Source organism: Paenibacillus sp. 453mf, from assembly GCF_900116105.1.
Taxonomy (GTDB): domain Bacteria; phylum Bacillota; class Bacilli; order Paenibacillales; family Paenibacillaceae; genus Paenibacillus; species Paenibacillus provencensis.
In genome coordinates this window covers 377,585-400,305 of sequence record NZ_FPAC01000002.1, presented here as the reverse complement: position 1 = coordinate 400,305, position 22,721 = coordinate 377,585, and the positions used below count along the sequence as shown (strand labels likewise).

At 46.2% G+C, this 22,721-nt stretch carries 18 protein-coding genes, 1 pseudogene and 1 riboswitch; of the genes and pseudogenes, 5 read left to right on the top strand and 14 right to left on the bottom strand.

Features of this window, described 5'->3' with window-relative positions:
• Positions 1-329: 329 nt before the first annotated feature.
• The 8 genes from BM415_RS16035 to bcp all read right to left on the bottom strand — a co-directional run bounded on the left by BM415_RS16035 (position 330) and on the right by bcp (position 11,966).
• On the bottom strand, positions 330-1,697 hold the full coding sequence (locus tag BM415_RS16035; protein ID WP_091159758.1) for an NCS2 family permease: 1,368 nt from the start codon (positions 1,695-1,697) through the stop codon (positions 330-332).
• Between the two features lie 165 nt (positions 1,698-1,862).
• A riboswitch (purine riboswitch) is annotated at positions 1,863-1,963 on the bottom strand.
• 249 nt (positions 1,964-2,212) lie between these two features.
• Complete coding sequence (gene guaA, locus BM415_RS16030; RefSeq protein ID WP_091159756.1) at positions 2,213-3,751, bottom strand: glutamine-hydrolyzing GMP synthase; 1,539 nt, start codon at positions 3,749-3,751, stop codon at positions 2,213-2,215.
• A 142-nt stretch (positions 3,752-3,893) separates the two neighbouring features.
• Complete coding sequence (locus tag BM415_RS16025) at positions 3,894-6,194, bottom strand: transglutaminase-like domain-containing protein (RefSeq protein WP_091159755.1); 2,301 nt, start codon at positions 6,192-6,194, stop codon at positions 3,894-3,896.
• Between the two features lie 28 nt (positions 6,195-6,222).
• Entirely contained in the window at positions 6,223-7,440 is a 1,218-nt protein-coding gene (locus BM415_RS16020) for a DUF58 domain-containing protein (RefSeq protein WP_091159753.1), read from the bottom strand.
• A 6-nt stretch (positions 7,441-7,446) separates the two neighbouring features.
• The gene (locus BM415_RS16015) at positions 7,447-8,418 is read right to left on the bottom strand and encodes an AAA family ATPase (RefSeq protein ID WP_091159752.1); all 972 of its coding nucleotides are present in this window, start codon (positions 8,416-8,418) and stop codon (positions 7,447-7,449) included.
• A gap of 191 nt (positions 8,419-8,609) precedes the next feature.
• Positions 8,610-9,431 (bottom strand): TerC family protein, encoded by an 822-nt coding sequence (locus BM415_RS16010; RefSeq protein WP_091159750.1) that lies wholly within the window; start codon positions 9,429-9,431, stop codon positions 8,610-8,612.
• 343 nt (positions 9,432-9,774) lie between these two features.
• On the bottom strand, positions 9,775-11,190 hold the full coding sequence (locus BM415_RS16005; protein ID WP_244533444.1) for a polysaccharide deacetylase family protein: 1,416 nt from the start codon (positions 11,188-11,190) through the stop codon (positions 9,775-9,777).
• 302 nt (positions 11,191-11,492) lie between these two features.
• Entirely contained in the window at positions 11,493-11,966 is a 474-nt protein-coding gene (gene bcp / locus BM415_RS16000; RefSeq protein ID WP_091159748.1) for a thioredoxin-dependent thiol peroxidase, read from the bottom strand.
• 165 nt (positions 11,967-12,131) lie between these two features.
• Between bcp and BM415_RS15995 the strand changes: the two genes are divergently transcribed.
• The 5 genes from BM415_RS15995 (at position 12,132) to BM415_RS15975 (ending at position 18,577) form a co-directional block, all read left to right on the top strand.
• Positions 12,132-13,151 (top strand): LCP family protein, encoded by a 1,020-nt coding sequence (locus tag BM415_RS15995; RefSeq protein ID WP_091159747.1) that lies wholly within the window; start codon positions 12,132-12,134, stop codon positions 13,149-13,151.
• 240 nt (positions 13,152-13,391) lie between these two features.
• The gene (locus tag BM415_RS15990) at positions 13,392-14,705 is read left to right on the top strand and encodes a glutamate-1-semialdehyde 2,1-aminomutase (protein WP_091159745.1); all 1,314 of its coding nucleotides are present in this window, start codon (positions 13,392-13,394) and stop codon (positions 14,703-14,705) included.
• Positions 14,706-14,881: 176 nt separating this feature from the next.
• On the top strand, positions 14,882-15,997 hold the full coding sequence (locus tag BM415_RS15985) for a GerAB/ArcD/ProY family transporter (protein WP_091159744.1): 1,116 nt from the start codon (positions 14,882-14,884) through the stop codon (positions 15,995-15,997).
• A complete protein-coding gene (locus BM415_RS15980; protein WP_091159742.1) occupies positions 15,966-17,423 on the top strand; it encodes a spore germination protein in 1,458 nt (485 codons plus the stop codon). The genes BM415_RS15985 and BM415_RS15980 overlap by 32 nt, the downstream gene beginning before the upstream one ends.
• Complete coding sequence (locus BM415_RS15975) at positions 17,420-18,577, top strand: Ger(x)C family spore germination protein (RefSeq protein WP_091159740.1); 1,158 nt, start codon at positions 17,420-17,422, stop codon at positions 18,575-18,577. Before BM415_RS15980 ends, BM415_RS15975 begins: the two co-directional genes overlap by 4 nt.
• A gap of 91 nt (positions 18,578-18,668) precedes the next feature.
• On the opposite strand, the gene BM415_RS15970 is transcribed toward BM415_RS15975, so the two are convergent.
• The 6 genes and pseudogenes from BM415_RS15970 to BM415_RS15950 all read right to left on the bottom strand — a co-directional run bounded on the left by BM415_RS15970 (position 18,669) and on the right by BM415_RS15950 (position 22,673).
• On the bottom strand, positions 18,669-19,058 hold the full coding sequence (locus BM415_RS15970) for a sensory rhodopsin transducer (protein ID WP_091159738.1): 390 nt from the start codon (positions 19,056-19,058) through the stop codon (positions 18,669-18,671).
• Between the two features lie 28 nt (positions 19,059-19,086).
• A pseudogene (locus BM415_RS25605) lies at positions 19,087-19,701 on the bottom strand (rhamnogalacturonan acetylesterase); the annotation flags it as partial.
• 15 nt (positions 19,702-19,716) lie between these two features.
• On the bottom strand, positions 19,717-20,286 hold the full coding sequence (locus tag BM415_RS25600) for a hypothetical protein (protein ID WP_244533440.1): 570 nt from the start codon (positions 20,284-20,286) through the stop codon (positions 19,717-19,719).
• Positions 20,287-20,317: 31 nt separating this feature from the next.
• The gene (locus tag BM415_RS15960) at positions 20,318-20,761 is read right to left on the bottom strand and encodes a helix-turn-helix domain-containing protein (protein ID WP_091159737.1); all 444 of its coding nucleotides are present in this window, start codon (positions 20,759-20,761) and stop codon (positions 20,318-20,320) included.
• 230 nt (positions 20,762-20,991) lie between these two features.
• Complete coding sequence (locus tag BM415_RS15955) at positions 20,992-22,260, bottom strand: SGNH/GDSL hydrolase family protein (protein WP_091159735.1); 1,269 nt, start codon at positions 22,258-22,260, stop codon at positions 20,992-20,994.
• A 161-nt stretch (positions 22,261-22,421) separates the two neighbouring features.
• Positions 22,422-22,673, bottom strand: coding sequence for a hypothetical protein (locus BM415_RS15950; RefSeq protein ID WP_244533439.1), 252 nt, complete (start codon positions 22,671-22,673; stop codon positions 22,422-22,424).
• Between the last annotated feature and the right edge of the window lie 48 nt (positions 22,674-22,721).

The window sequence follows — 22,721 nt, the reverse complement described above, 5'->3', positions numbered from 1 at the left end:
TTTTATTCAACTTCTGATCGAAGCTTACTTGCTGTGTTCTTGTTTGAACGGCTTATTTCTTGGCCGGAATTAGAATATACCATGCTCATAAAAATTATGCAACACTTTTTTTAAAAAAAATATATAAAACTTTCTCTACTCCATCAAACGTTTATGAACTTGATAATTATCTATATATAATGAACCAAAAATCCATTGTTCTCTCACAGATCAGTCACTATCAAGACCGCAGTATAAAATAAAGAGAACCCTATTCATCATGAACAGGATTCTCTCTACATTCAACATATTCGTAATACAGCACTCTGCTATATCTTCTATAATATATGTTACTCCGCACCTATAAAGATATATCTAATCAATACAATGATAAACAACACCCACATTAACCAATGAATCTTCACTTTGCGGCTTGTTGCAATGTTAGAGAACGCTGCGAGTACTACATAAGAAATAATACCAAGCGATATACCGTTAGCAATACTATTCGTCAGCGGCATCATAACGATTGTCAAGAACGCCGGGAACGCATGAAGGAAATCATCCCAGTCAATGTTGCGGACTTGACTCATCATCAGAACCCCTACAATAATAAGCGCCGGAGATGTCGCTGCAGAAGGCACGATCAGCGCTAGTGGAGCAATGAACAATGCCAACAGGAACATAATCCCTGTTGTTACCGCCGTCAGTCCTGTACGTCCACCCGCTTCTACCCCAGAAGAACTCTCTACATAAGAAGTAATTGTACTTGTACCAATAACCGCACCAGCACTTACGCCGACAGCATCAACGAGCATCGCTTTGCCGACAACTTTCTCGCCTTTTTCTTTATTCTTGAACAGTCCCATGCGTGTCGTAGTTCCAACCAAAGTGCCGAAGGTATCGAACAATTCGACAAATGTAAATACAAAGATAATTTCAAAGAGTCCAACCTGGAGTGCCGCTCCCAAATCCAGTTGGCCAAATGTCAAATCGTCAAAGCTAGGAAGCCAGCTTGCGGAGGACAATCCGCTTACATCCGTTACCCCCATCGGGATACCGATCAGTGTTGTTGCAACGATACCGATGAGCATTGCACCCTTCACTTTGATAACCATCAGTACTGCAATAATCAATAGTCCGATCAGCGTCAAAATAACGTCAGCATGTGTCAGGTTACCAAAAGCTAGATTAAAGCTGCCGCCTGGAACAGGACCTGCAATGTCAGTACCCGGATTCACATTCGCTACTACGATATTAGCCATTTTAAGACCGATCACAGCGATAAACAAGCCAATCCCGACGGTTATTGCCATCTTAATACTTTCCGGTACAGCCACGAGCAGCATCTGCCGGACTTTCGTTACCGTAAGTAAGATAAAAATCAAACCTGAAATAAATACCGCACCGAGCGCAGCCTGCCAAGTAATCGCGCCACCCGAGCTAAGTACGACCGTCATGAAATATGCATTAAGACCCATCCCGGGAGCGAGCGCAATCGGAACGTTTACTACAAGCCCCATCAATATGGTTATAAGACCTGCACCTACCGCTGTGGCAAAAAATACGCCGTTAGCCGGCATCCCGGCTCCGTCTGGTCCAAGAAATACATTGTTGACCACCAAGATATAAGCCATGGTCATGAATGTGGTTAAACCTGCAATAACTTCTGTTCTGACATTTGTCCCGTGATCCCTTAATTTAAAGAACCGCTCCATAATCCGAATATTCCTCCTTAGAGATAAGTCGGTTACCTTAAAACGACAAAAAGCCCGCAAAGATGTCTGATCTTCATGGGCTTACGCTAAAAAGAGACACTAAAGCAATCAAAAAGCAGCTTACACATGATTCCGATCATTGGACAGTGTCAGCACCTTCTGAAATTGCACTTCTCTTCTTTTCGTAGCCAGATCATTATGGTGATCTCGTAGAGACTCCCGGGCCAAATCCCCGAGATTATACGAAAAAGCATGTGTTTATTGGTTTTCCTTGTCTCATTCTAGGAGGGATATGTAAAATTGTCAATATAAAAATACGAATAATCCAAAGTTTAAATACTACCAATGTTCGGCAATTTCACGAACATGAAAATTAACAGAAAAGAATGACATGAATTTTCATGTTTTTTCTAAAAAAGGAAAATGAAGAGCCTTCGACACGATGTCGAAAACTCTTCTCATTATATACCGAGTTGTCTGATCCTACTCGATAATTCTATTCGAATTCGATAATCCTATTCCCACTCGATTGTAGCAGGCGGTTTGCTCGTCACATCGTAAACGATACGGTTTACGTTATCTACCTCATTGACAATACGGACAGAGATTTTCTCAAGCACATCCCAAGGGATACGCGCCCAGTCCGCCGTCATACCGTCGATGGACGTTACGGCACGTATACCTACAGTATATGAATACGTACGAGCATCCCCCATTACACCAACACTCTTCATGTTTGGAAGCGCAGTGAAATACTGCCAGATCTCACGATCAAGACCTGCTTTGGCAATCTCCTCACGCAGGATGTAATCCGAATCACGAACGATCTTCAGCTTCTCTTCTGTGACTTCACCAAGCACACGAATTGCAAGACCTGGACCAGGGAAAGGCTGACGATGAACAATTTCATCCGGCAATCCACACTCAGATCCCACGATACGCACTTCATCCTTGAATAGAGCATTAAGCGGTTCGATCAGCTTAAATCTCATATCCTCAGGCAGTCCGCCTACATTATGGTGAGATTTAATGGTTTGTGCTGTAGCGGTACCGCTCTCTACGATATCTGTATAGAGCGTACCTTGTGCCAAGAAATCAAAATCATCGAACTTGCTGGACTCTTCATCAAATACATAAATGAACTCATTACCGATGATTTTACGTTTTTTCTCAGGATCATCAACGCCTTCAAGCTTGGACATAAAGCGATCACGAGCATCTATCTTAACGACTTTCATATCAAACTTGCCAACAAAGGTCTCCATAACGCTCTCTGCTTCACCTTTGCGCAGTAATCCGTGGTCAATAAACATACAAGTCAACTGATCACCGATCGCTTTGTGAAGCAGGATCGCTACAACAGAAGAATCAACACCGCCGCTTAGCGCGCACAGTACCTTCTTGTCGCCAACCGTTTCACGAATATCACGAATCTTGTCCTCGATGAATGTTTCCATGCTCCAGTTGCCTTCACAGCCGCACACTTCATACAAGAAGTTACGAATCATATCGTTACCGTTCACAGAATGACGTACTTCTGGGTGGAACTGAACCGCAAACAAGTTGCGTTCTGGATGACTCATCGCCGCGATTGGCGCACTTTCCGTACCTGCGTCAAGACGGAAGCCGGAAGGCAATGTAACCACGTGGTCACCATGACTCATCCACACGGTTTGGTTCGCTTCAAGCCCTTTTGCAAGATGGGAGCCTTCATTAAACAGCACATCCGCTTTACCGTATTCACGCTTATGGGCACGCTCTACTTTACCTTCAAGCTGATGCGCCATGAGCTGCATACCGTAACAAATACCGAAGATCGGCAATCCCAGTTCATAAATAGCTGGATCTACATGTGGTGCATTTTCTGCGTAAACACTGGACGGTCCACCAGAGAAGACAATCCCTTTAGGTGCAATTTCACGAATCTTCTCAACAGGCGTGTTATATGGAAGCAGTTCGCTGTATACTCCGAGATCACGAATTCTTCTCGCAATTAGTTGGTTGTATTGTCCCCCGAAATCAAGAACAACAACAATTTCATTTGGCTTTATCATTACCGAGCCTCCCTCAATTAATGAGATTAATTATACTGAACGACAAAACCTAACGTCAAGGATAGCTCGTCCTCTTCATCATTAAGAAATAATGTAAATCAAAAAGTCACCACATCCAAAATGTATATTCGTGAACAGTTTATTATCTAAGTGACTTCGAAATCCGCAGACACCGCTTCATAAATGCTAAGCTGGCTACCCGAGAGAACGGCTCTGATGCATAAACCAGAGCCTCCCAATCTGCAGCGAACTGCCGTACCTCATCGTGTACGGGAGTACCGCCCAGAGGCAAGGCTGCGGTGTATTCACGCAGCGTAACCCCCTGCTCGCGCACACCATATTGCTGCGCGATTCGATCCCAGACCGGTGCTCCCACACGCAGGAGGCGCTCACGGTCTGGGAAGGCATGGCTGCGCGGCCAGATCAACCGCAGCCTGAGCCTTATCGCGGGGCTGTAGCTTCGCCCCGCATGCACCGCTGCCGCAAGCAACAGTGCGCAGGCAGTTGCCACAGACAGCGTCAACGGGTGCATAATGGCCGTTAATCGGCTTTTTAAAGCTCTGCTAAACTCGTGCACCATGCTCATTACATCTTGTGCCTCTGATTGCACAGCTTCGTTAGATTCGATGGATCCCGCAGCTCCAAGCTCTTCTAAGCCATATCCGGGAGTTGCCTCAAATGGAATCCACCCTACACTCGGAAAATACACCTCTGCCCAAGCATGAGCATCACCATGAGTCACCGTATACTTGTTTAATTGCTGATCACTGCGTTGCCCCGGGCCAAAACCCTGCACATACCTCGCTGGAATTCCCTGACTGCGAAGCAGCACAACCATTGAAGTCGAGAAATGATTGCAATAACCCTTTTTCGTTGTAAACAAAAAATCATCTACGAAATCCTTGCCAGCCTGGGGTACTCTAGTATCCAGACTGTAGGAGTAATTCGATCTCAAATAGGATGCTACCTTACTTACAGCATCATATCTATTCGTTGTTCCGGCTGTAATATGGGCTCCGAGCTCTCTAATCCGGTTTGGCAGAGTCTCCGGCAGCTGCAGATTCGTGCGTTTAATCTCTGCAGGATCGGCACCCGAAACTTTACGGAGGCTGCTTAGATCGTCGACAGGAACCAAAACATCTGCACTGTAGCTGGTCACAGACTTGTAGCCGTCTGACTGCATATCATCAAATCTTAAATTACCTGAGGCAAAATCACTCACTATATACGGAAACTGCTGGTTACCTTTATTTTGTCCAGCGTAATCTTTCTCATTCTGTGGAAAGTCGACACTCTCAGATTGTTGGAGGGTTATACGAACAGGCACTCCACCTGTAAAAATGTCTGTGCCACCCTGAGCTGGTGTCTGCAGCTCGACCGTTTGTTGGATCAGGCGAAAATAGGGATTCTCCTCAATCTCATCCTCTCGGATACGGCCAGTCGTGCTGATGTAATGTTTGAATTCCTCATCATTATATTCACCCTTCCAGCTTCGTCCATCATAGATTGAGCGGGACTGCCCTCTCCAGTAAGTCGCCACAGGACTGTATGCCGTAAAAAACACTTCATTGTTGGAAACAAGAGGCGCGCCCATGTCACTACCTCCATTGTCATACCCCGTCCTAGCCAAGGCGGATTCAGATGGTGATGATTGCAGTCCATCCGCCCAATCGATAAGACGTTCCCTTGCATCAGCCAGAACATTTGGATCAGGGGATTTGGCAGGAAGAACCGAAGACAGGGCAGCCGCACCTCCAACCAGAAGCGCAGATCCCATAGCAATTCCTATCCACATCAGATGGCGATTCTTGTCCTTGCCACGAATCGAGAAGCTCATACTGTTAAGCTTCGGAAGCTGCATGAGTGTTTGTAAAAATAAAAAACAGCTGATAATTCGAATCATTGCGTCTGTCTTACTTTCACCATTTATCAATTCAACACCGAAGACATACAAAGATGTCACCACACCAAATAACAGGACGGTTCTTAGCTGGATGACCAGTATTTGTACAGCACTCACAAACAAGGACCAGCCCAGCATAACCAATATCGTCTTCGTCTCATCACTTATAAGCCAGATGCCGTCATTATTTAACCAAATTGAGATATCCTGCTTGAGAATCAACGGATATTGAAGCATCCAGTCTACACCTGATATCTCCTTCACCATCCACCACAAGCCTATGAATGAAATGACAAACCGGATCAAAAGGGAGCTGCCGAGTGACAAGCTCCATGTACCGATCAGCAGCAAGAGAAGGGTCAGCACAATCAGAATAACGGAGGTCGGGCTCCTTAGATCCCCACTTATCCCTCCCGGCCTCAGCCATTCTAGAAACATAATAAATAAGGCAATTGAGGCCACTGCGCGGAAATACCAAGGTTCCTGATAAGCTGTTGCGGTACCGACTTCTTTCTGATCAAGACTTTTCTGATTGTACATGTAGTCATTCCTCCTCCCTTATGTCCTACTACACGGCATCGGTCCTTGAATTCATCCGATCAACGCCGATTCCGATCACTTCATATAAATTAACCTGTACATGCTGTCTGCTGTAATGCTCACTGATCATTTTATTCAATTCCGTTGACCTGCCAGTAATCATATAGATTTGGGAGCCTGGGGCAAGATTGCCATAAAAAGAAGGGGTATAGAGCCTGCTTCCCCTCTCCTGAGACTCAAGCTCTCTTCCTCGATCATTCCATGTCCCTGCCGGTTCAAGAGCTGCCAAATAATCCAATTGTTCAAAGTCTTTCGCTTGTCCGACAGGGGTGGTAGGTAAAGCGGTCCATTGGAGTTCAGATTTATTGTTGTCCTCAGCCCTATCCAAATTAAAAACGGTCAAATGAGCACCCCTCCCCTCTTCATATGAAGAACGGAGAAGATCCGCACAGGTAGAAACAGCTTTCTCATAGGCATCCCATGAAAACTGACTACCGCCTTCTGCCCGTTTACACACATAGGCATGGATATTGTTATCCAGCAGGAGATAGACCTGCCCGCCGCTCTGTTCCTCTGGAACCCGGACCTGCAGCTTCCCGCTGCGAGCCGTGCTCTTCCAATGGATATGACGGAGCGGATCTCCTTGGACATACTCTCTGACTTCTGTCCCTAATAAGGTCTGATGATAGCTTGAGTGGGAATCCTGACCTTCCCAGGTTCTCGTCAAACCAGAACGTACATGTCCCGAGCCTGACTGGAGTGATGGATGAACAATCAATGTACAGGGTGCCTCAATCAGACAGCTGCCTGTAAACCAACCGAACACATCTCCCCAGATCACCTTGCAGGTGTCAAACGCATACACTCCTCTATGCACCGCACGAATCGTATAGTTGTATTGATAGATGCGTGATCGTCCCGTAAAAATCAGCTGTTTATGTTCAAGCTGAGAATAAGATGCAGCCTCTTCAATTCTCAGCCAGCGGAGTAACAAAGGTACATCCGCCTCAAGGTAAATACGTACGGTCACTTTATCTCCAGCTGTTACTCTTTCCGCTTCCAATGTCCGCATGATTCGTATATTCCGCGGCTTCAGCCCGAGAATGATTAATCCATAACAAGCTATTGCTGTACAGCAAATCAAGAGAAACAGTAATGTGCCTCCACCTTGGATATGGTAAGCAAGCGACAAGCCAGCTAGCAGCATCACCATGAACAACCAGTTACGACAAGTCCTCCACAACATATTTCATCAGCCTCTTGCCCGCGCAGGCTGCTGAATTGGAATCGGAGTATCCTGTAGCAAGGAACGAACGATGGAGTCTGAATGATGATTGCGGGATAGCTCTCCACGACTCCGAATACGGTGAGATAGTACGGGAACAGCGACTTCCTTAACGTCATCGGGAATTACATACATTCGACCGTTCATGTAAGCCGCTGCTTGTGCAGCACACATCCAGGCAATGCTTCCTCTTGGACTAATGCCGAGTATGAGCTCTGGATGTATTCTCGAGTTTGCTGCAGTTTGAGCGATGTATTCCTTGATAATCGGATCGACAAAAACAGCCGATGCTTCCCTTTGCATTCTGACAAGCTCTTCTGCCAGCATAACCGGTCTGATTAATGAATCTCCCACTCCTCCCTGTCGGTTCATCATTTCCACTTCCTCATTCACCGTGGGATAACCCAAGCTCAGCTTCATCATGAAGCGGTCCAGCTGCGCCTCCGGAAGACGAAACGTTCCTTCGAATTGCAAAGGATTCTGTGTAGCCATAAGCAGGAAGGGCTTAGGCAGCGCATAGGTAGATCCGTCCACTGTTACACTTTTCTCTTCCATAGCTTCAAGCAGAGCTGATTGAGTTCTTGGTGCAGCCCGATTAATCTCATCACCAAGCACAATATTCGCCATAATGGGTCCTGATTTATATTCAAAGTCTCCTGTATTCGGCTTGAACACCGATGTGCCTGTAATATCAGAAGGCATCACATCTGAAGTGAATTGAATTCTTCCAAAGCTCGCGCCGAGACATGAGGCGATCGTCTTAATGAGCCTGGTCTTGCCTGTTCCGGGCACATCCTCCAGCAAAATATGGCCTCCCGATAACATCGCGATCAAGATCAAACGAATTACCTCTTTCTTGCCGACCATAACCGTCTCAACTCGATGCACCACTCTTTCAAGCAAACTTGCAGCATAATCGCTAGATTTTGAGAATTCCATTAACTATCCCCCTCCTTATTTGACGCAGAATAACGTCAGTTTCTCCCTTGTTTTACTTCTATTATTTCCAATCCATAAATGATATAGACACTAGAACGGCTAAAGTCCTTATAAATACAAAAAAAAGACCCAGAGTTCATATTGAACTCCGGATCTTTATCCATACTTCAAGCCATTAGTTTCTTACGATATTAATTAGATGTGTCTTTACCCGGCTGTACTTCCTCGACTTCCTTGGTTGCAACATCCTCGTCGGCAACTTCTCTCTTCGAAGAAGCGAACCATCCAATGACAGCAATCAACACAAGTACAATGTAGAAGCTTGCTTTCCATACAGCATTATGCGGGAAGTGCTCATCAATTAAACCTACATCAGGGTGAGCCAATGTGATTACAGCGAGCTTAACCCCTACCCAACCTACGATTACAAAAGCCGCAAGTTCGAGTCCAGGACGCTTCTGAAGCAATTTAACGAAGAAGGTTGCCGCGAAACGCATAATGACAAGACCGATAAATCCGCCTAAGAAGATAACGATGAACTGTCCGCCGTCCAGGCCGCCGATCTCCCGAATTCCACTTGGAGGTAGCGCAACAGCAAGAGCTACCGCTGCAAGAATGGAGTCAACTGCAAAAGCGATATCAGCAACTTCCACTTTGAGTACGGTCATCCAGAAGCCGGACTGCTTCTTCGCCTTCTCTGGCTTAGGCTTCGCATCCTCTGTCTGCCTCTTGCCAACAAAATGCTTGACCACATGATTTATGGAAATATACAAGAGGTAAAGGGCTCCGAGGGCCTGTACCTGCCACACGTCCACCAAGAATGAAATGATGAACAGCGATGCCAAACGAAATACGAACGCACCAAGCAAACCGTAGAACAACGCCTTTTTACGCTGATCCTCAGGCAGGTGCTTAACCATGATTGCGAGAACCAGGGCATTATCTGCCGCAAGTAATCCCTCTAGAGCAACGAGCACAAGCAGTACCCATGCATACTCTAACAACAGCTCCATGAAACATCCTCCTAGTAATAAAAATAAATTACAAAAAAACCTTCACCGGCTGGTAAAGGTCTCACAAAAAAGAGACCTCTACCACAGTCTTGTGGTAAAGGTCTCGCTAACAACGAATGGTTGCCAACAAAGCCGGGGACTATTCCCGAACTGACGACTTTGCTGTACAGCTACTCCCCTTTAATCACGTTCCTGCTTAACTGATATGATGATCAGCTAAACCGTGATATAAACATATTAAAATCAGAGCTTGAAGTCAAGCATTTTTTGACAATGCATGAATTCCAAGTCCTATCAACGGTTCGCTGTATTTGTATGCGTAAAATTGGAAATGATCTACTATTTACATAGCATAGACGACAACTTCGCCTGTTCCATGAGTCAGGGATTTCACCTCAAAATTGGCAGCATTTAGCAAGGTTCTTAATGGAAGCCACGTGACTCCGTTTTCCATATAAATATCAGCCTCTGCTGCGTATCCTTCTGCTGATGCAGTGACAAGCTGATCATCAGGTCTTACCGTAATTGCATTTTGTCCAAACACGAGCTCGGCACTGCGCTCTGCTGCATTCCACTTCACTGAGCCTCCGAATTTTTCGATCACATCTCTTAGAGGTACAATATACTGTCCATTCTGAAGCCGGTATTCACCGTAATTCAGTTCAGCCATCTGTTTTCCTGCCTCAATGACAAGCGATGGTCCTTCCTCGAAGAGTTCAGCGTTAGGAGCGATAACATTATTTATCCATTTGCTGCTAGGCTGAAACCTTTTCTTCGTCGATTCTTCATTCTTAACACGGAACTGGACCGGCTTCTTCGCAGGATCGAGTACCGCAAAATGATACTGGTGTTTCTGATAGTATTCAATAATTTCCGGCAAGGCTTTAACGGTCTCAGCATGGTTTCCGCCGTCATGCAGCAGAATGACCAGATCCTTATCTGTGCTAACCTCTGTTGCCTGCTGGGCGATTTCTGCAGCCGGGACTCCGCTGCGCTTCGAATCACCGCTGTCCACATTCCAATCCACAACGGAATAACCCGCTTGCTTCATCAGATCAAAATAGTTCTGGTCAAAATGCCCAAACGTACCTCCAGGTGCACGAACCAGCTGCGGTCTGCTGCCGGTAATAAGTCTAATTGCTTCTTCCGTTGTCTTAATCTGTGACCAAAAGTCGGGGAAATTATCATAAAGTTCATCGTAATCGTGATTATACGTATGATTGCCAATTGCGTGCCCCTCTTCATGCATCCGATAGACGAGTTCAGGATAAGTCTCTACATATTTCCCGAGCACAAAAAAAGTAGCCGGCACCTCGTAACTCTCCAAAATATCGAGTACTTCACTGGTGTGCTTCCCTGGGCCGTCATCAAAAGTTAGATAAACTGTTTTTTTACTAGTTTGAAGATCGGACTTCGCCGGTGTTTCTGCTGATGCTTCATTAAGCCGACTTTTAGATTCTTTCGCTACGCTCACTTGTGTTACATTTGCTTCCTGTTTGGTTGCTGCCAGCACGGCCGCCTCTGCAGGCTCCAGCTGGTTGATGCGGGTGTGGGCTGTATGAGTCCGTTGTGTGACTACCACTTTTGAGGCATTTTCCATATTGCTATCCTTAGCAATTGATGAACGATCATCCACATTGCTTTCGCTTTCCACAGACGAATTGGCCGAGCTAATGATTTGGGAGGGAACTATGTACGTTGTTATTGCCAGCACAAACAAGACAACCATACCTGCTAAAATACTCATTTTCGCTTTCATTCTCATTGCCCCCATCTTTTATATTCAATAAGTAGATTTTGAGATTCACAATGCTATCTTATGAAAAGGGCAACTAAAAAAGACTATAAAATTTCAAATTGCTAGATTCATATCCTGGATTAAGGAGACTGCTATATTTCACTCAGCCTTCAAAATAAAATATGGAGCGGATTCATAAAGTTCGTTTTGGGTTATTTCCTTATAAATCAATGCCTCATCCCTGACTAATTGGGTATGTTCTCAATAAAAAAAGCCGATCCTTGTTGGACCGGCGGCAGTATATAATACTTCTTAGCTAACGACTACTTCTCCATATTTGACTCGATAAAAGCAAGCGCGTCATCAATATGGCCCTTCACTCTAACCTTGCGCCACTCTTTCACTAATATTCCTTCTTCATCAATTAAAAAAGTGGAGCGAACGATGCCCATATACTCTTTGCCGTACAACTTTTTGAGCTGCCAGACGCCATACAATTCGGATACCTGGTGGTCCTCGTCTGACAATAATGTGAATGGAAGCTCATACTTAGCAATAAATTTATCGTGCCTGCTCGCAGGATCGGTACTTACCCCTAAGATTACCGTATTCAGTGTGCTGAACGATTCATGAGCATCTCGAAACTGGCATGCTTCATCCGTACAGGAAGCGGTCATATCCTTTGGATAAAAGTAGAGCACAACGCGTTTGCCAAGGTAGTCAGACAACCGCACCTTCTGTCCTCCACTTCCTTCAAGCACAAAATCAGGCGCTTTTGCGCCAATAGTTAGTTCCATGTTACAGCAGTCCCTTCTTCTATAGGTTAACTAATCCGTACAGGCAGAATTGATTTGTATCCTTAAAAGAACTTATAATGTACAAGATATCATATGTATATTAATGTAAATCAACGACTTCTTGACCTTTATATAATTCATGTGACTGTGAAAGGAAGAGCTCAGATGACCAAGAAGACCAAACGAATACTGTGGACAGCCGTTACCGTTGTGATCCTTGCTGTCCTACTGCCTGCAGCTTATTATTTTACTTCGGTTGTAAATGAACTTCAAGAATTGCAGAAAGAAGGCGAGGAGTCCCCTTTCTATAATGTAGAGAAGATAGATCAGGAGAAGACACCTGAGCCTCCAAAGTGGGAAGGTGAAGAACCTGTGAACATACTGCTCATGGGCGTTGACGCCAGAGGCATGGCGGAAGGCGAAATTCCGAGATCAGATACGATGATGGTTGCATCCCTCAACCCGGTTACCAAGAAAATTTCACTGTTCTCTCTCCTTCGTGATACATACACAATAATTCCCGGCTATGGCAGCGATCGCATCAATACTGCGATTACACACGGACCTAATGTAGCGATGCAGGCGGCAAGCGACCTGCTTGGCATACCTGTTCAATATTACGTATATACAGACTTCCAAGGCTTTATTGCGCTGGTCGATGCGATTGGCGGCATTGAATTCGAAGTCGAAAAAGATATGCACTATGTCAGCAAGGCTGATAATCATGAATATGATATTGATCTTAAGCAAGGCCTGCAGCATCTGGATGGTGAAAAGGCATTAATGTATGTCCGATTCCGGCATGATGCCATGTCTGATTTCTCAAGAACTGAAAGGCAGCGCGAGCTGATTGGCGCCATTGCCGATAAAATGCAGACAACAACGTCAATAGCCAAGCTGCCAACCATTTTAAATGAAGTGAATCCATACATCGATACGAATCTCACCTTAAACGACATGTGGAAGCTGGCTTCTCTTGGATATCAGAGCAATTTTCAGGGTAGTGAGCAGATTCCACCGATGAGCCTGCTTGTTGAAGAAAAAATTGGAGGGGCCGCTATTCTGAGCGTAAGAGATTCAGAAGAATTAAAAACCTATGTTCAGGAGATTGTTAATCCGACGGAAACTGAAAAGGTCAAGGATACATCGACCATCGACAAATCAGCCAGTGGTGAAAGCCAGTAGGCTGCGGTAATAGAAACAGCAGCAAGAAACACGAATGGTAGCAGACAGAGACAGAAGTCAACAGCACCCGTGGAAGAAGGCAGCGACTTAGCCGTAGCATTCAATCCTGCTGACCTCCCTGCCATTACAAATCGCAAAGTGCTATACTATAATGGATGCAAGCAAGGGCAGCGTAAGCTGCCCTTTTGAGTTGTCTGCCTAAGGGGTTACATCTAATAGAATACAGAAAGGATGAAACAAATGAATCGTACACAATCAGAGCATCATTACGCTGAGGCTCTTGAGCATATTGTTGGAGGCGTCAACAGCCCTTCACGTTCTTTTAAAGCAGTTGGAGGCGGTGCGCCTGTATTTATGAAGCGCGGAGAAGGAGCTTACTTCTATGATGTCGATGACAACCGCTACATAGACTACTTGGCAGCCTACGGTCCGATTATTACGGGACATGCCCATCCACATATTACGAAAGCTATTACGGATGCAGCAGTGAACGGAACATTATACGGTACGCCAACCACACTTGAGATCAAGCTTGCCAAAATGCTGAAGGAAGCCATCCCTTCTATGGATAAAGTACGCTTCGTCAACTCCGGTACGGAGGCAGTCATGACGACGATTCGGGTTGCCCGTGCCTATACGAAGCGTAACAAGATCATCAAGTTTGCCGGCAATTATCATGGCCACTCGGATCTGGTGCTCGTCGCTGCCGGCTCTGGACCTGCGACACTCGGAATTCCGGACAGTGCCGGCATTCCTGCCAGCATTGCTCAAGAAGTCATCACTGTGCCTTATAACGATCTTGGCGGTCTGGAAGAAGCACTTCAGACATGGGGCCATGATGTTGCTGCTGTAATGGTTGAGCCGATTGTCGGTAACTTCGGTATGGTGATGCCTAAGCCCGGATTTCTAGAAGGGCTGGTGAAGCTTGCCCACGAGCATGGCGCGCTTGTTATTTACGATGAGGTTATTACTGCTTTTCGATTCCACTACGGTTCGACGCAAACCTATGCGGGTCTATATAACCATGATTTGATCAAACCGGACTTGACCGCTCTCGGAAAAATTATCGGAGGAGGACTCCCTATCGGAGCTTACGGCGGTTCAAAGGAAATTATGGAGCAGGTTGCCCCACTCGGTCCCGCCTATCAGGCTGGAACCATGGCAGGCAATCCAGCATCGATCTCCGCAGGAATTGCTTGTCTCGAGGTGCTGAGTCAGGATGGCGTCTATGAGGAAATGGAGCGCTTGACGATCAAATTGACAGATGGAATCAAAGCGGCTGCTGATCGAAACGGCATTCCGCTTACGATTAACCGGATTCGCGGCTCGTTCTCTACTCATTTCTGCGATCATCCCGTTACGAATTATGAAGAGGCTCAGGATACGGATGGAGAAGCTTTTGCAGCATTCTTCCGCCATATGCTGAACCGCGGTGTCCATCTGGCTCCTTCCAAGTATGAAGCATGGTTTCTAACAACTGCGCACACAGAAGCAGATATTGATGCAACCATCGAAGCAGCCGAACAATCCTTTAAGGCAATGGCTGACGCCTAAACTATATAGCTATTATAGAAGCTGCGGCTTTCAGGGAACGATACTTCTGAAAGCCGCAGCTTTTTTACATACGCCATTTTTTCTTTATGAATGAAGTGTATACAGCTGGGCACCTTAAGTAAGTCTCTCGAGTTATATTCAAGGCAATCGTATCCAAACAAGAAAGAGGCTGTTTAATGTATCCAGTGAAACCTTCCTTTCTACAAGCGGCCATGCTGATTATGCTGTCTGTGGGTTTAAGCAATCATGTGTTTATTATTCCTGTTCTGCTGCAGGTGGCAGGACGGGATTCATGGCTATCTGTTCTGGTCTCTTCCCTGCCCATTACCCTGTTTATCCTGGTCGTATTTCTCATATCCAAGCAGCTGAAAACGAATACTCTGGCCGAATGGATCTCAAATAATCTGGGAAAGGCGGGAGGGTTTCTGTTCAAGCTGGTCAGCTCGGTATATTTTCTGCAGGTCAGCTACTTTACCTTCTATGACACGGCCATGTGGGCAAAGTCATCGTATTTGATGGAGTCCCCCATGTTTGTAATTGGATTGATTCTGGCGTTCCTTTCTGTATTTACAGCCTGCTTGGGAATGCGTACTCTAGCCTTTGCTTCTGGTATTTTGCTGCCTCTGGTCGTCATTTTCGGATTCTACGTGGCTACCGTTAACATGCAGTACAAAGACTATAATCGACTTCTGCCCTTATTCGAGCATGGCTATACTCCAATGTTTACAGGAGTATTTTATTGTCTGGCAGGGTGGTTTGAAATTGCGCTAATCCTGTTCATCCAGCCCTATCTCGCGAGTAAATTCAAGCTCTGGCAGCTGCTACTTCTCTTATTTATTATGATTGGGCTGACAGCCGGCCCGCTGACTGGAGCTATTACAGAGTTTGGTCCGAATGAGGCAGAACACATGCGATACCCAGCTTTCGAGGAATGGCGAATTGCCTCACTTGGGAAATACATAACTCAGACCGACTTTTTCTCCATTTATCAGTGGCTTGCTGGATCCTTCACCCGAATTAGTCTAGCCATGTATATTGCCATTGTGGTTTGGGACATTAAGAAGAAACGCAACCTGATCTTCATTATCTTGGGAGTCTTGATGAGTATAAGTTTGATTTATCCCATGAACGACTCACTTTTTCAGAACCTGCTCATTACCTTGATTTTCCCAGTCAATTTTGCTTACTTCAGCTTTTTAATCATTATTGCTCTCATGGCCATTCCCATCGGGAAGCTTAGGAAAAAAAGGAGGGGGAACAATGCAGCCGTACGAGGAAACAGCTCATCTTGACTTCGACAAGCTGAACACCTTGTTCCAGAACTGTGCCGACGTGGTCGTTCGCCAATTCACAGATATGTCCACGCCAATTACTCTGGTATACTGTGACGGACTAACAGATCAGAAAACGATTAACGAAATTGTATTGCCACGGCTCATCTCCGTGGATTTATCGGACAACTCCAGCCTCTCATCCAAGCTGGCTTTGACCTTGAATGAACTAGCCCTTCCTGTTGATCCAATTCAAATGGAAGAACCTATATTCAGTGGACAACTGCTGATCTTAACTGGAGAAGACGATCATTCTCGTCTATACACATTAGACATCTCCAGTATACCGGGCAGAATGCCGGAGGAGTCTGCCCTTGAATCGGCGGTGAAAGGGGCACGGGATGGATTTACCGAGGAGCTTTCCGTAAATGTGGGATTAATCCGGAAGCGGCTCCGGACCAAATCCTTCTGCTATGAGCAATTTGTTTTCGGCGAACGCTCCCACACCAAGATTGCTCTGTTCTACGTAGAAGATGTGATCAACCCCGAAATCTTAAAGACCATTCAGCAAAGGCTGAATCAGATTGATGTGGACGGACTCGTCGGATCCTCTATTATTGAACGAACCATAATGGGCAGCATCCCATCCATTCTGCCGCTGACGGATATGACCCAGCGTCCTGATTATGTTGTCACGTCGCTTCTTAACGGCCGTTTTGCCGTCATGATGGAAGGCTCCCCTGTCGCGAATATCGCACCGACAACACTATTTAACCAGATCCATTCGCCAGAAGATGCTAGCACCCCTTTTTTTATGGTCGCTATGGAACGGCTGCTTCGAATCTTCGGTCTGGTGGTGGCTTCTCTCTTCCCTGGTTTCTATATTGGTTTGACATCCTTTAATTTGGAACAGATTCCGCTGCCGCTGCTCGCCACGGTCGCCGGTACGCGGGTGGGACTACCACTCCCCGCGCCACTCGAAGCATTTATGATGATCGCCATGTTCGAATTATTCAACGAAGCAGGCAGAAGACTTCCCCGTGCACTGGGTCAAACCGTTACTGTCGTGGGTGGACTGATCATCGGAGATGCTGCCATTCGCGCTGGAGTTACTTCTCCAACCATTATTGTCGCTGTCGCTATCTCTGTCATCTCTTCCTATATGCTGGTCAACACGGTCCTTAGTTCCGTAACTTCACTGATTCGGCTGTTCGTGCTGGCGTTTGCTTCTTTTCTAGGGATGTATGGCTTCTTTATTGCAGCTTTCATTCTTGTCATTCATCTGGCCTCACTTGAAAGCTACGGCGTTCGCTACTTGTCTCCCGTCACACCGTTAAAGCTCGGAGATGCGATACAAACCGTTCTCATGAAGCCAAGCTACGGGCGCAAGAAACGACCTGAATCACTGCAAACTCAGGATAATACGCGTAACGGTAACGGCTCATGAAACTGAAAATGAGAATGAGGATACTACTGCTATGTTTTCTTCTCTCTCATATGCTTCTCCTTAGCGGATGCTGGAGTTCGAAGGAAGTTCAAAGCATCAACTTCATTACTACGCTGGGTGTCGATTATCGGGACAAGCAATTCATTGCTTACGCCCAGATTGTAGATTTTGCCAATATTGCGAAGCAGGAGGGACCTAACCAGAGAAATGAAGGAACGATATGGGTAGGTGAAGGAAAAGGGAAGACGCTGATGCTGGCAATCTATGATTTGTACCGCACTGCACAGCAGAAAACACTATGGACGCATGTAAAAGCCATCGTTCTATCAGAAAGTGTAATGAACGAGAAGCTGGAGGAAACGCTCAATGTCCTTCTTAACTCCGGTGAATTACGTTATACGCCATGGATGTATGGTACAAACGAAGACCTCCAAACACTGCTGACTGCCTCCTCCTTGCTGAACCAATCGGTTCAGAGCATCGAATTGTTCGAGCCTATTGCACTATATCGTCAGAGCTCGGAATACGAGCCGATCCGTATTCATTCTATGCTGGATGGTTTTCGTGAGCCTGCTTCCACGGTACTGATCCCTTCAGTTGCCACAGATATGGAGACCTGGAAGCAAGAGAGCAACAAGAAGGCACGGATGATTTACTTCAATGGCATCTATCTGATCTCCAAGAAGAAGAATATCGGGAAAGTCTCTGGACAGGAAGCCGATGGAGCCAGGTATGTCAGCTACCGCAAAATGCAGCAGTATCCCCTGGATCTTCAGCCTGAAACTAACAACTCTCAGGTAATGCTCATTCGCAATGCGAAGTCCAGTCTCTCAGTCGCATCAAGAGATCAGCATACCGTTACCTTCAATATTTCCGTCGATGCTGAAGCGAGTGTCCTCGAGGACAAGCAGCTCGCACCGGACGCTCAGCTGCAAAAGGATGTACAGCGTCGGATTGCAGAAAAAATCCGGTACACTTTCGAACAGACCAAGGCCAAGCAAATGGATATATACAGCTTGGAAGAGCATCTATATCGAAAGCATCTTGACTTGTGGAAGAAATTATCTAAGGATAAAGAGCACCCAGTCGCCAATTATGAGCTTGGGGAAGTGAAGGTGCATGTCCATTTGCTGAATACCACCACCTACAAGTAAATTGGATATAAGAAGAGGAATGACTAGTGATCTGTCATTCCTCTTCTTAATTTTATACAGGTCTCCATCAAGTGAAAATGGATGGGGAAATTTAGACCGGATAAGCCATCACACTCATTAATGCCAACTCCGGCTGTGTCGAATCCAGCCTGCTGTACTGCACAATGATCGGAACATCACTGTGAACCGTAATTGCATAAGGGACACCGGAAGGAATCTTCTGTCCTTCTGACTCAAGTCCCGCGGTTCGAACATGGCGAGTTCTTCTTGCAGGGATGACAGCCTCTATCCCCTCCAGCGGCTCCCTGTCTTCGAAATAAATGGTCATAACCAGATGGGCATCCTCGCTGCAGGTATTGAGAACACAGATACTTTCGTGACTCTCAAGGCTGCCGCTGCTGTCAGGCGGGATGTAGCCATCTGGTATCATCCACATAGTACGGCCAAGCGGCTCATATCCCTTTGCCTCTGATGGACTCATTGTCTTTATATCCCCTTTCTACTCTGCTTCAAGAAAGATAGGTATTACGAAGATACATTTGAAGCGGCTGTAATTGCAGTTCAGAAATGGCAGCTGCTACCTCTTTGGCCAGCCGCGTGGCTCCGCGGACAGAGAAATGGGTGTTGTCCTCAACTCCTGCCGGGTGATTCATGTATTCACCGGGATACGCCCATAAAAAATCATGCTTGCTTCCTTCCATGCCTGCTGCTTCAAACAGCTCTCTGCTTCGTGCCGCAAGGTCGATCATCGAAACGCCTTCCTCCGCAGCAAGCTCCTTAACAGCTGTAATATAGTCGCCATGCGTGTCAATCAGGCTTCCATCCTCATTAAAATATCTTCGGTGCACGGGTGTAACAAGAATCGGGTGAGCTTCATGGCGCCTTGCCGTATCTATGTATTGCTTCAGATACTCTTTAAAGGTTGTAAACGGCTGTGTCCCCCGCTGCGCATCCGACTTCTCGTCATTGTGACCGAACTGAATCAATAGGTAATCCCCAGGCTTGATACGTTGCTCAATCACTGCAAGTCTTCCCTCATCAATAAAGCTCTTCGTGCTTCGACCGGAATGCGCGTGATTGTCCACAACCACATCGTGCTTGAAGCAGGCAGGGAGCATCTGTCCCCAGCCAGAGTATGGCTAGCCTGCTGCAGGCTGGTCGCATACCGTTGAGTCTCCGGCGATAAATACCGTCAGTGTTTGATCGGCAGGCATAATCTCCATCGCATTAATCCGCGGCGCAGCTCCCGAGAAGGAGAGTCGTAATGAATCTCCTTCCCTTACATGAACGGTGCATTTCTCCTCGATCCATTGTCCTGGCGGCGTTTCAATCTCCGGGAGAATCAGCCTTCCTTCTCCTGCCTTTATAATCGTCCTCGTCTCTGCCAACTCATCGCCGATAATCAAATGAATTCGGTAACTCCCCGCAGGGACATCCAGACGAAATACAGCGTTCAGCGGAATGCAGAAGCTGTCCTGCAAACGCTTCCTGACTGATCCAAAGCCTCCCCGGTTTACAGCAACGCTCTGCTGATTGTCCGGAACTATTCGCTCTTCTGCACGGTCTCTTCCATATATTGTGCCGACGGATTCAAACCCATATCCCAGCTCCTCATCGTATATCATGCCAGGACGGATTCCAATGTAATCGCTTGCAGTATTGCCGGGACCAAAGTCAAATTTGAAATGGGACAATGTGCTTGTGCTCAAAGAGCTCATCCTCCTTACATTCTACAAAACATCATCTTGCCCTTCTCTTGTAATGAGACGGTGTCATCCCTGTCCATCTCTTAAATACCTGGCTGAAGTAACCTGAATTTCCACCAAAACCAAACCATTCCGCCAATTCAAAAATTTTGACATCCTCATCTTCCTGCTGGATATAGCTGCAGGCTTGTCGTATCCGGTATTGATTTAAATATTGGGAGAAATTAAGCCCTGTATCCTTCTTGAACATTTTACCTAAATAATCCGGATTCATGTACAGCATATGTCTTGCTACCGTATTCAGGGATAGATCGGCATCGGCATAGTGATTATGCACGAGTTCCAGCATGGAGGTGACAATCGCTGACTGTTTGACGCTGTCCTTCTCCTCTCTGAAGACACGAAGTCTGATTACAGGTGCGGACCTTTTGCTGCCGGACTCACGAGCACGGCTAACAACATGCTCCAAATTATTCATGCATTTGCACGCCTCCTTTATAGAAGCCTGACCTCTGTACGCCGGTAAATCGGAACAAAATCTGTGATGCAGAAATAAAAACCATTAAATCTTCTGTGTTTTTCTGTAGAAGTCTTTGTTGTTGATTATATTACATTTCAATAATTATTGTACAGTAAAAAAAGCTGCTCTTAAGAGAGCAGCTTCAGTCAGCCGTGACTAGGTGTGAACAGCTGCCATCGACTTAATAATTATGGATTGATAAAGACGGTCTTCAGCTTGGCATTGTACTGCACATCATAACCCAGTCCTTCTGCGATAAGGGCAAGAGGAACATAAGTCTTCGCTTCCTTGCCTACTTGATGAAGGAAAGGAGCATTCTTGACAGGGATCAGCTGACCATTTACAAGTACGTTCGGTTTATTAATCTGTATCTGAACACGATTTGCATTATACGTAATCAGCGTCGCCTTCGCTTCATGAATCCACTGGGATTTTGCGCCTACGGCACTTACAATATCCTGAATCGCCACATAGTTCTGATTGTTTCGCAGCACCGGCTTATACGGAGTATCCAGCAGCTTGCCGCTGACGATGATGTTCATCGGCTCCCCGGTCTCTGCCGCCTTTAATTTGACGTATTGCCCCCATATGGATTCTGCAAACACCTTGGCAATCGCTTCATAGCCGAGCTGATTTGGATGAAAATCCCGGCTGCCGATCATATGGGTCATCGTCCCCTCGCCTCCGGCGAACGCCTGGGCGATATGTGCGACCTTGATAGGAACGCCTTGAGTGCTGAGTTCAGCAGCCAGCGCATCCACTGTGCGGGTAAACTCAGCGCTTGCTTCCATCAGCTTGGCATAGAGACCTGCATTGCCCACCTTGGGGACCGGCTGATACTGGTCTGCCAGTACAATCATGGCATTACTGTTCATTGCGTGAAGCTGCTGAACAGCGGCCGTCACCTCTAAAGTATATTTTGCAAGCATCTCCTCAACTCTTTGATTCAAGTCTGAATCATTCATTCCGTCGGCTGTCACAAGCAGCTCAGATACATCATTGCCGCCGATCGTGATTGTAATGACATCTGCCTCAGTCACATCCTGTTTAATCTGACGGATGCTGACCATATAAGAAGCCACACGAGCATCTGGAAGTCCTGGCTGTATTTCCTCAGGGGTCACTGTCTCCTCGTTAAATATCGCTTGTGCAAACTCCTTCAATCCATTGCTTTTTAATCCGCCGATTCCGTAGTTTGTTACCACCGTCCGCTCATGCAATAGACCTTGTTCAAGCAAACGCTCGACGTAGCCGTAAGGAGCCGTAGAGTAATCCTCCATTCCCGGCTCATAACCTACCGTTATCGAGTCTCCGAGTGCAACAATCTTAAACGGCTCTTTGCTAGTCACTTCCTGCGCATACACCGCCGTATGCCAGGCGTACAAGAAGAGGCCCCCTGCAAATAGTAAGGCAAATCCTTGCTTAACCCTTCTTCTGAAGCTTGCTATTTTCATCATAAGTAACAATATCCCCCTCTCTCATGCCATGTTCCTTATTTTACCACCAAGCGTATTGAGGGAGATACTACTATTTCCGAACTTTACACGAAAAAAAGAGCCCCGATATCGGGGCATCTCTGCAGTATTAATCAATGAATAGGGTCAATGTGATTCTATCTTTATTCCTCGTCGGAACCCTTCTCGGATAAACCCGCCTTCTTCATATAAACATCATACCGATGATCTACTTCCTTCGCTATACGGCGAAACTTCTTCGTTTCTGCTACAATCGGATCGAGCTGCGTCTGAATGCGGATTTCGTGCTTCGGAGACATGTTCTGCCGCTCTCTTTCCTTGCGGTCTCCAAATTCAGGCTCTCCTTCAGTCAGCATTTCGCTAAGCTGGCGTTCCAGTTCACTTGAATCCTTCACGGTCCATCACTCCTTTGTTTTTGCATACATTATTCCACCGCAGAGGAG

Coding starts and splice junctions, on each gene's coding strand:
- BM415_RS15955 (WP_091159735.1), bottom strand. CDS start 22,260: ATGATGAAAATAGCAAGCTTCAGAAGAAGGGTTAAGCAAGGATTTGCC.
- guaA (WP_091159756.1), bottom strand. CDS start 3,751: ATGATAAAGCCAAATGAAATTGTTGTTGTTCTTGATTTCGGGGGACAA.
- BM415_RS16005 (WP_244533444.1), bottom strand. CDS start 11,190: ATGAAAGCGAAAATGAGTATTTTAGCAGGTATGGTTGTCTTGTTTGTG.
- BM415_RS15990 (WP_091159745.1), top strand. CDS start 13,392: ATGAATCGTACACAATCAGAGCATCATTACGCTGAGGCTCTTGAGCAT.
- BM415_RS15975 (WP_091159740.1), top strand. CDS start 17,420: ATGAAACTGAAAATGAGAATGAGGATACTACTGCTATGTTTTCTTCTC.
- BM415_RS16035 (WP_091159758.1), bottom strand. CDS start 1,697: ATGGAGCGGTTCTTTAAATTAAGGGATCACGGGACAAATGTCAGAACA.
- BM415_RS15960 (WP_091159737.1), bottom strand. CDS start 20,761: ATGAATAATTTGGAGCATGTTGTTAGCCGTGCTCGTGAGTCCGGCAGC.
- BM415_RS16015 (WP_091159752.1), bottom strand. CDS start 8,418: ATGGAATTCTCAAAATCTAGCGATTATGCTGCAAGTTTGCTTGAAAGA.
- BM415_RS16010 (WP_091159750.1), bottom strand. CDS start 9,431: ATGGAGCTGTTGTTAGAGTATGCATGGGTACTGCTTGTGCTCGTTGCT.
- BM415_RS16025 (WP_091159755.1), bottom strand. CDS start 6,194: ATGTACAATCAGAAAAGTCTTGATCAGAAAGAAGTCGGTACCGCAACA.
- BM415_RS15995 (WP_091159747.1), top strand. CDS start 12,132: ATGACCAAGAAGACCAAACGAATACTGTGGACAGCCGTTACCGTTGTG.
- BM415_RS15980 (WP_091159742.1), top strand. CDS start 15,966: ATGCAGCCGTACGAGGAAACAGCTCATCTTGACTTCGACAAGCTGAAC.
- BM415_RS16020 (WP_091159753.1), bottom strand. CDS start 7,440: ATGTTGTGGAGGACTTGTCGTAACTGGTTGTTCATGGTGATGCTGCTA.
- BM415_RS15985 (WP_091159744.1), top strand. CDS start 14,882: ATGTATCCAGTGAAACCTTCCTTTCTACAAGCGGCCATGCTGATTATG.
- bcp (WP_091159748.1), bottom strand. CDS start 11,966: ATGGAACTAACTATTGGCGCAAAAGCGCCTGATTTTGTGCTTGAAGGA.
- BM415_RS15970 (WP_091159738.1), bottom strand. CDS start 19,058: ATGAGTCCATCAGAGGCAAAGGGATATGAGCCGCTTGGCCGTACTATG.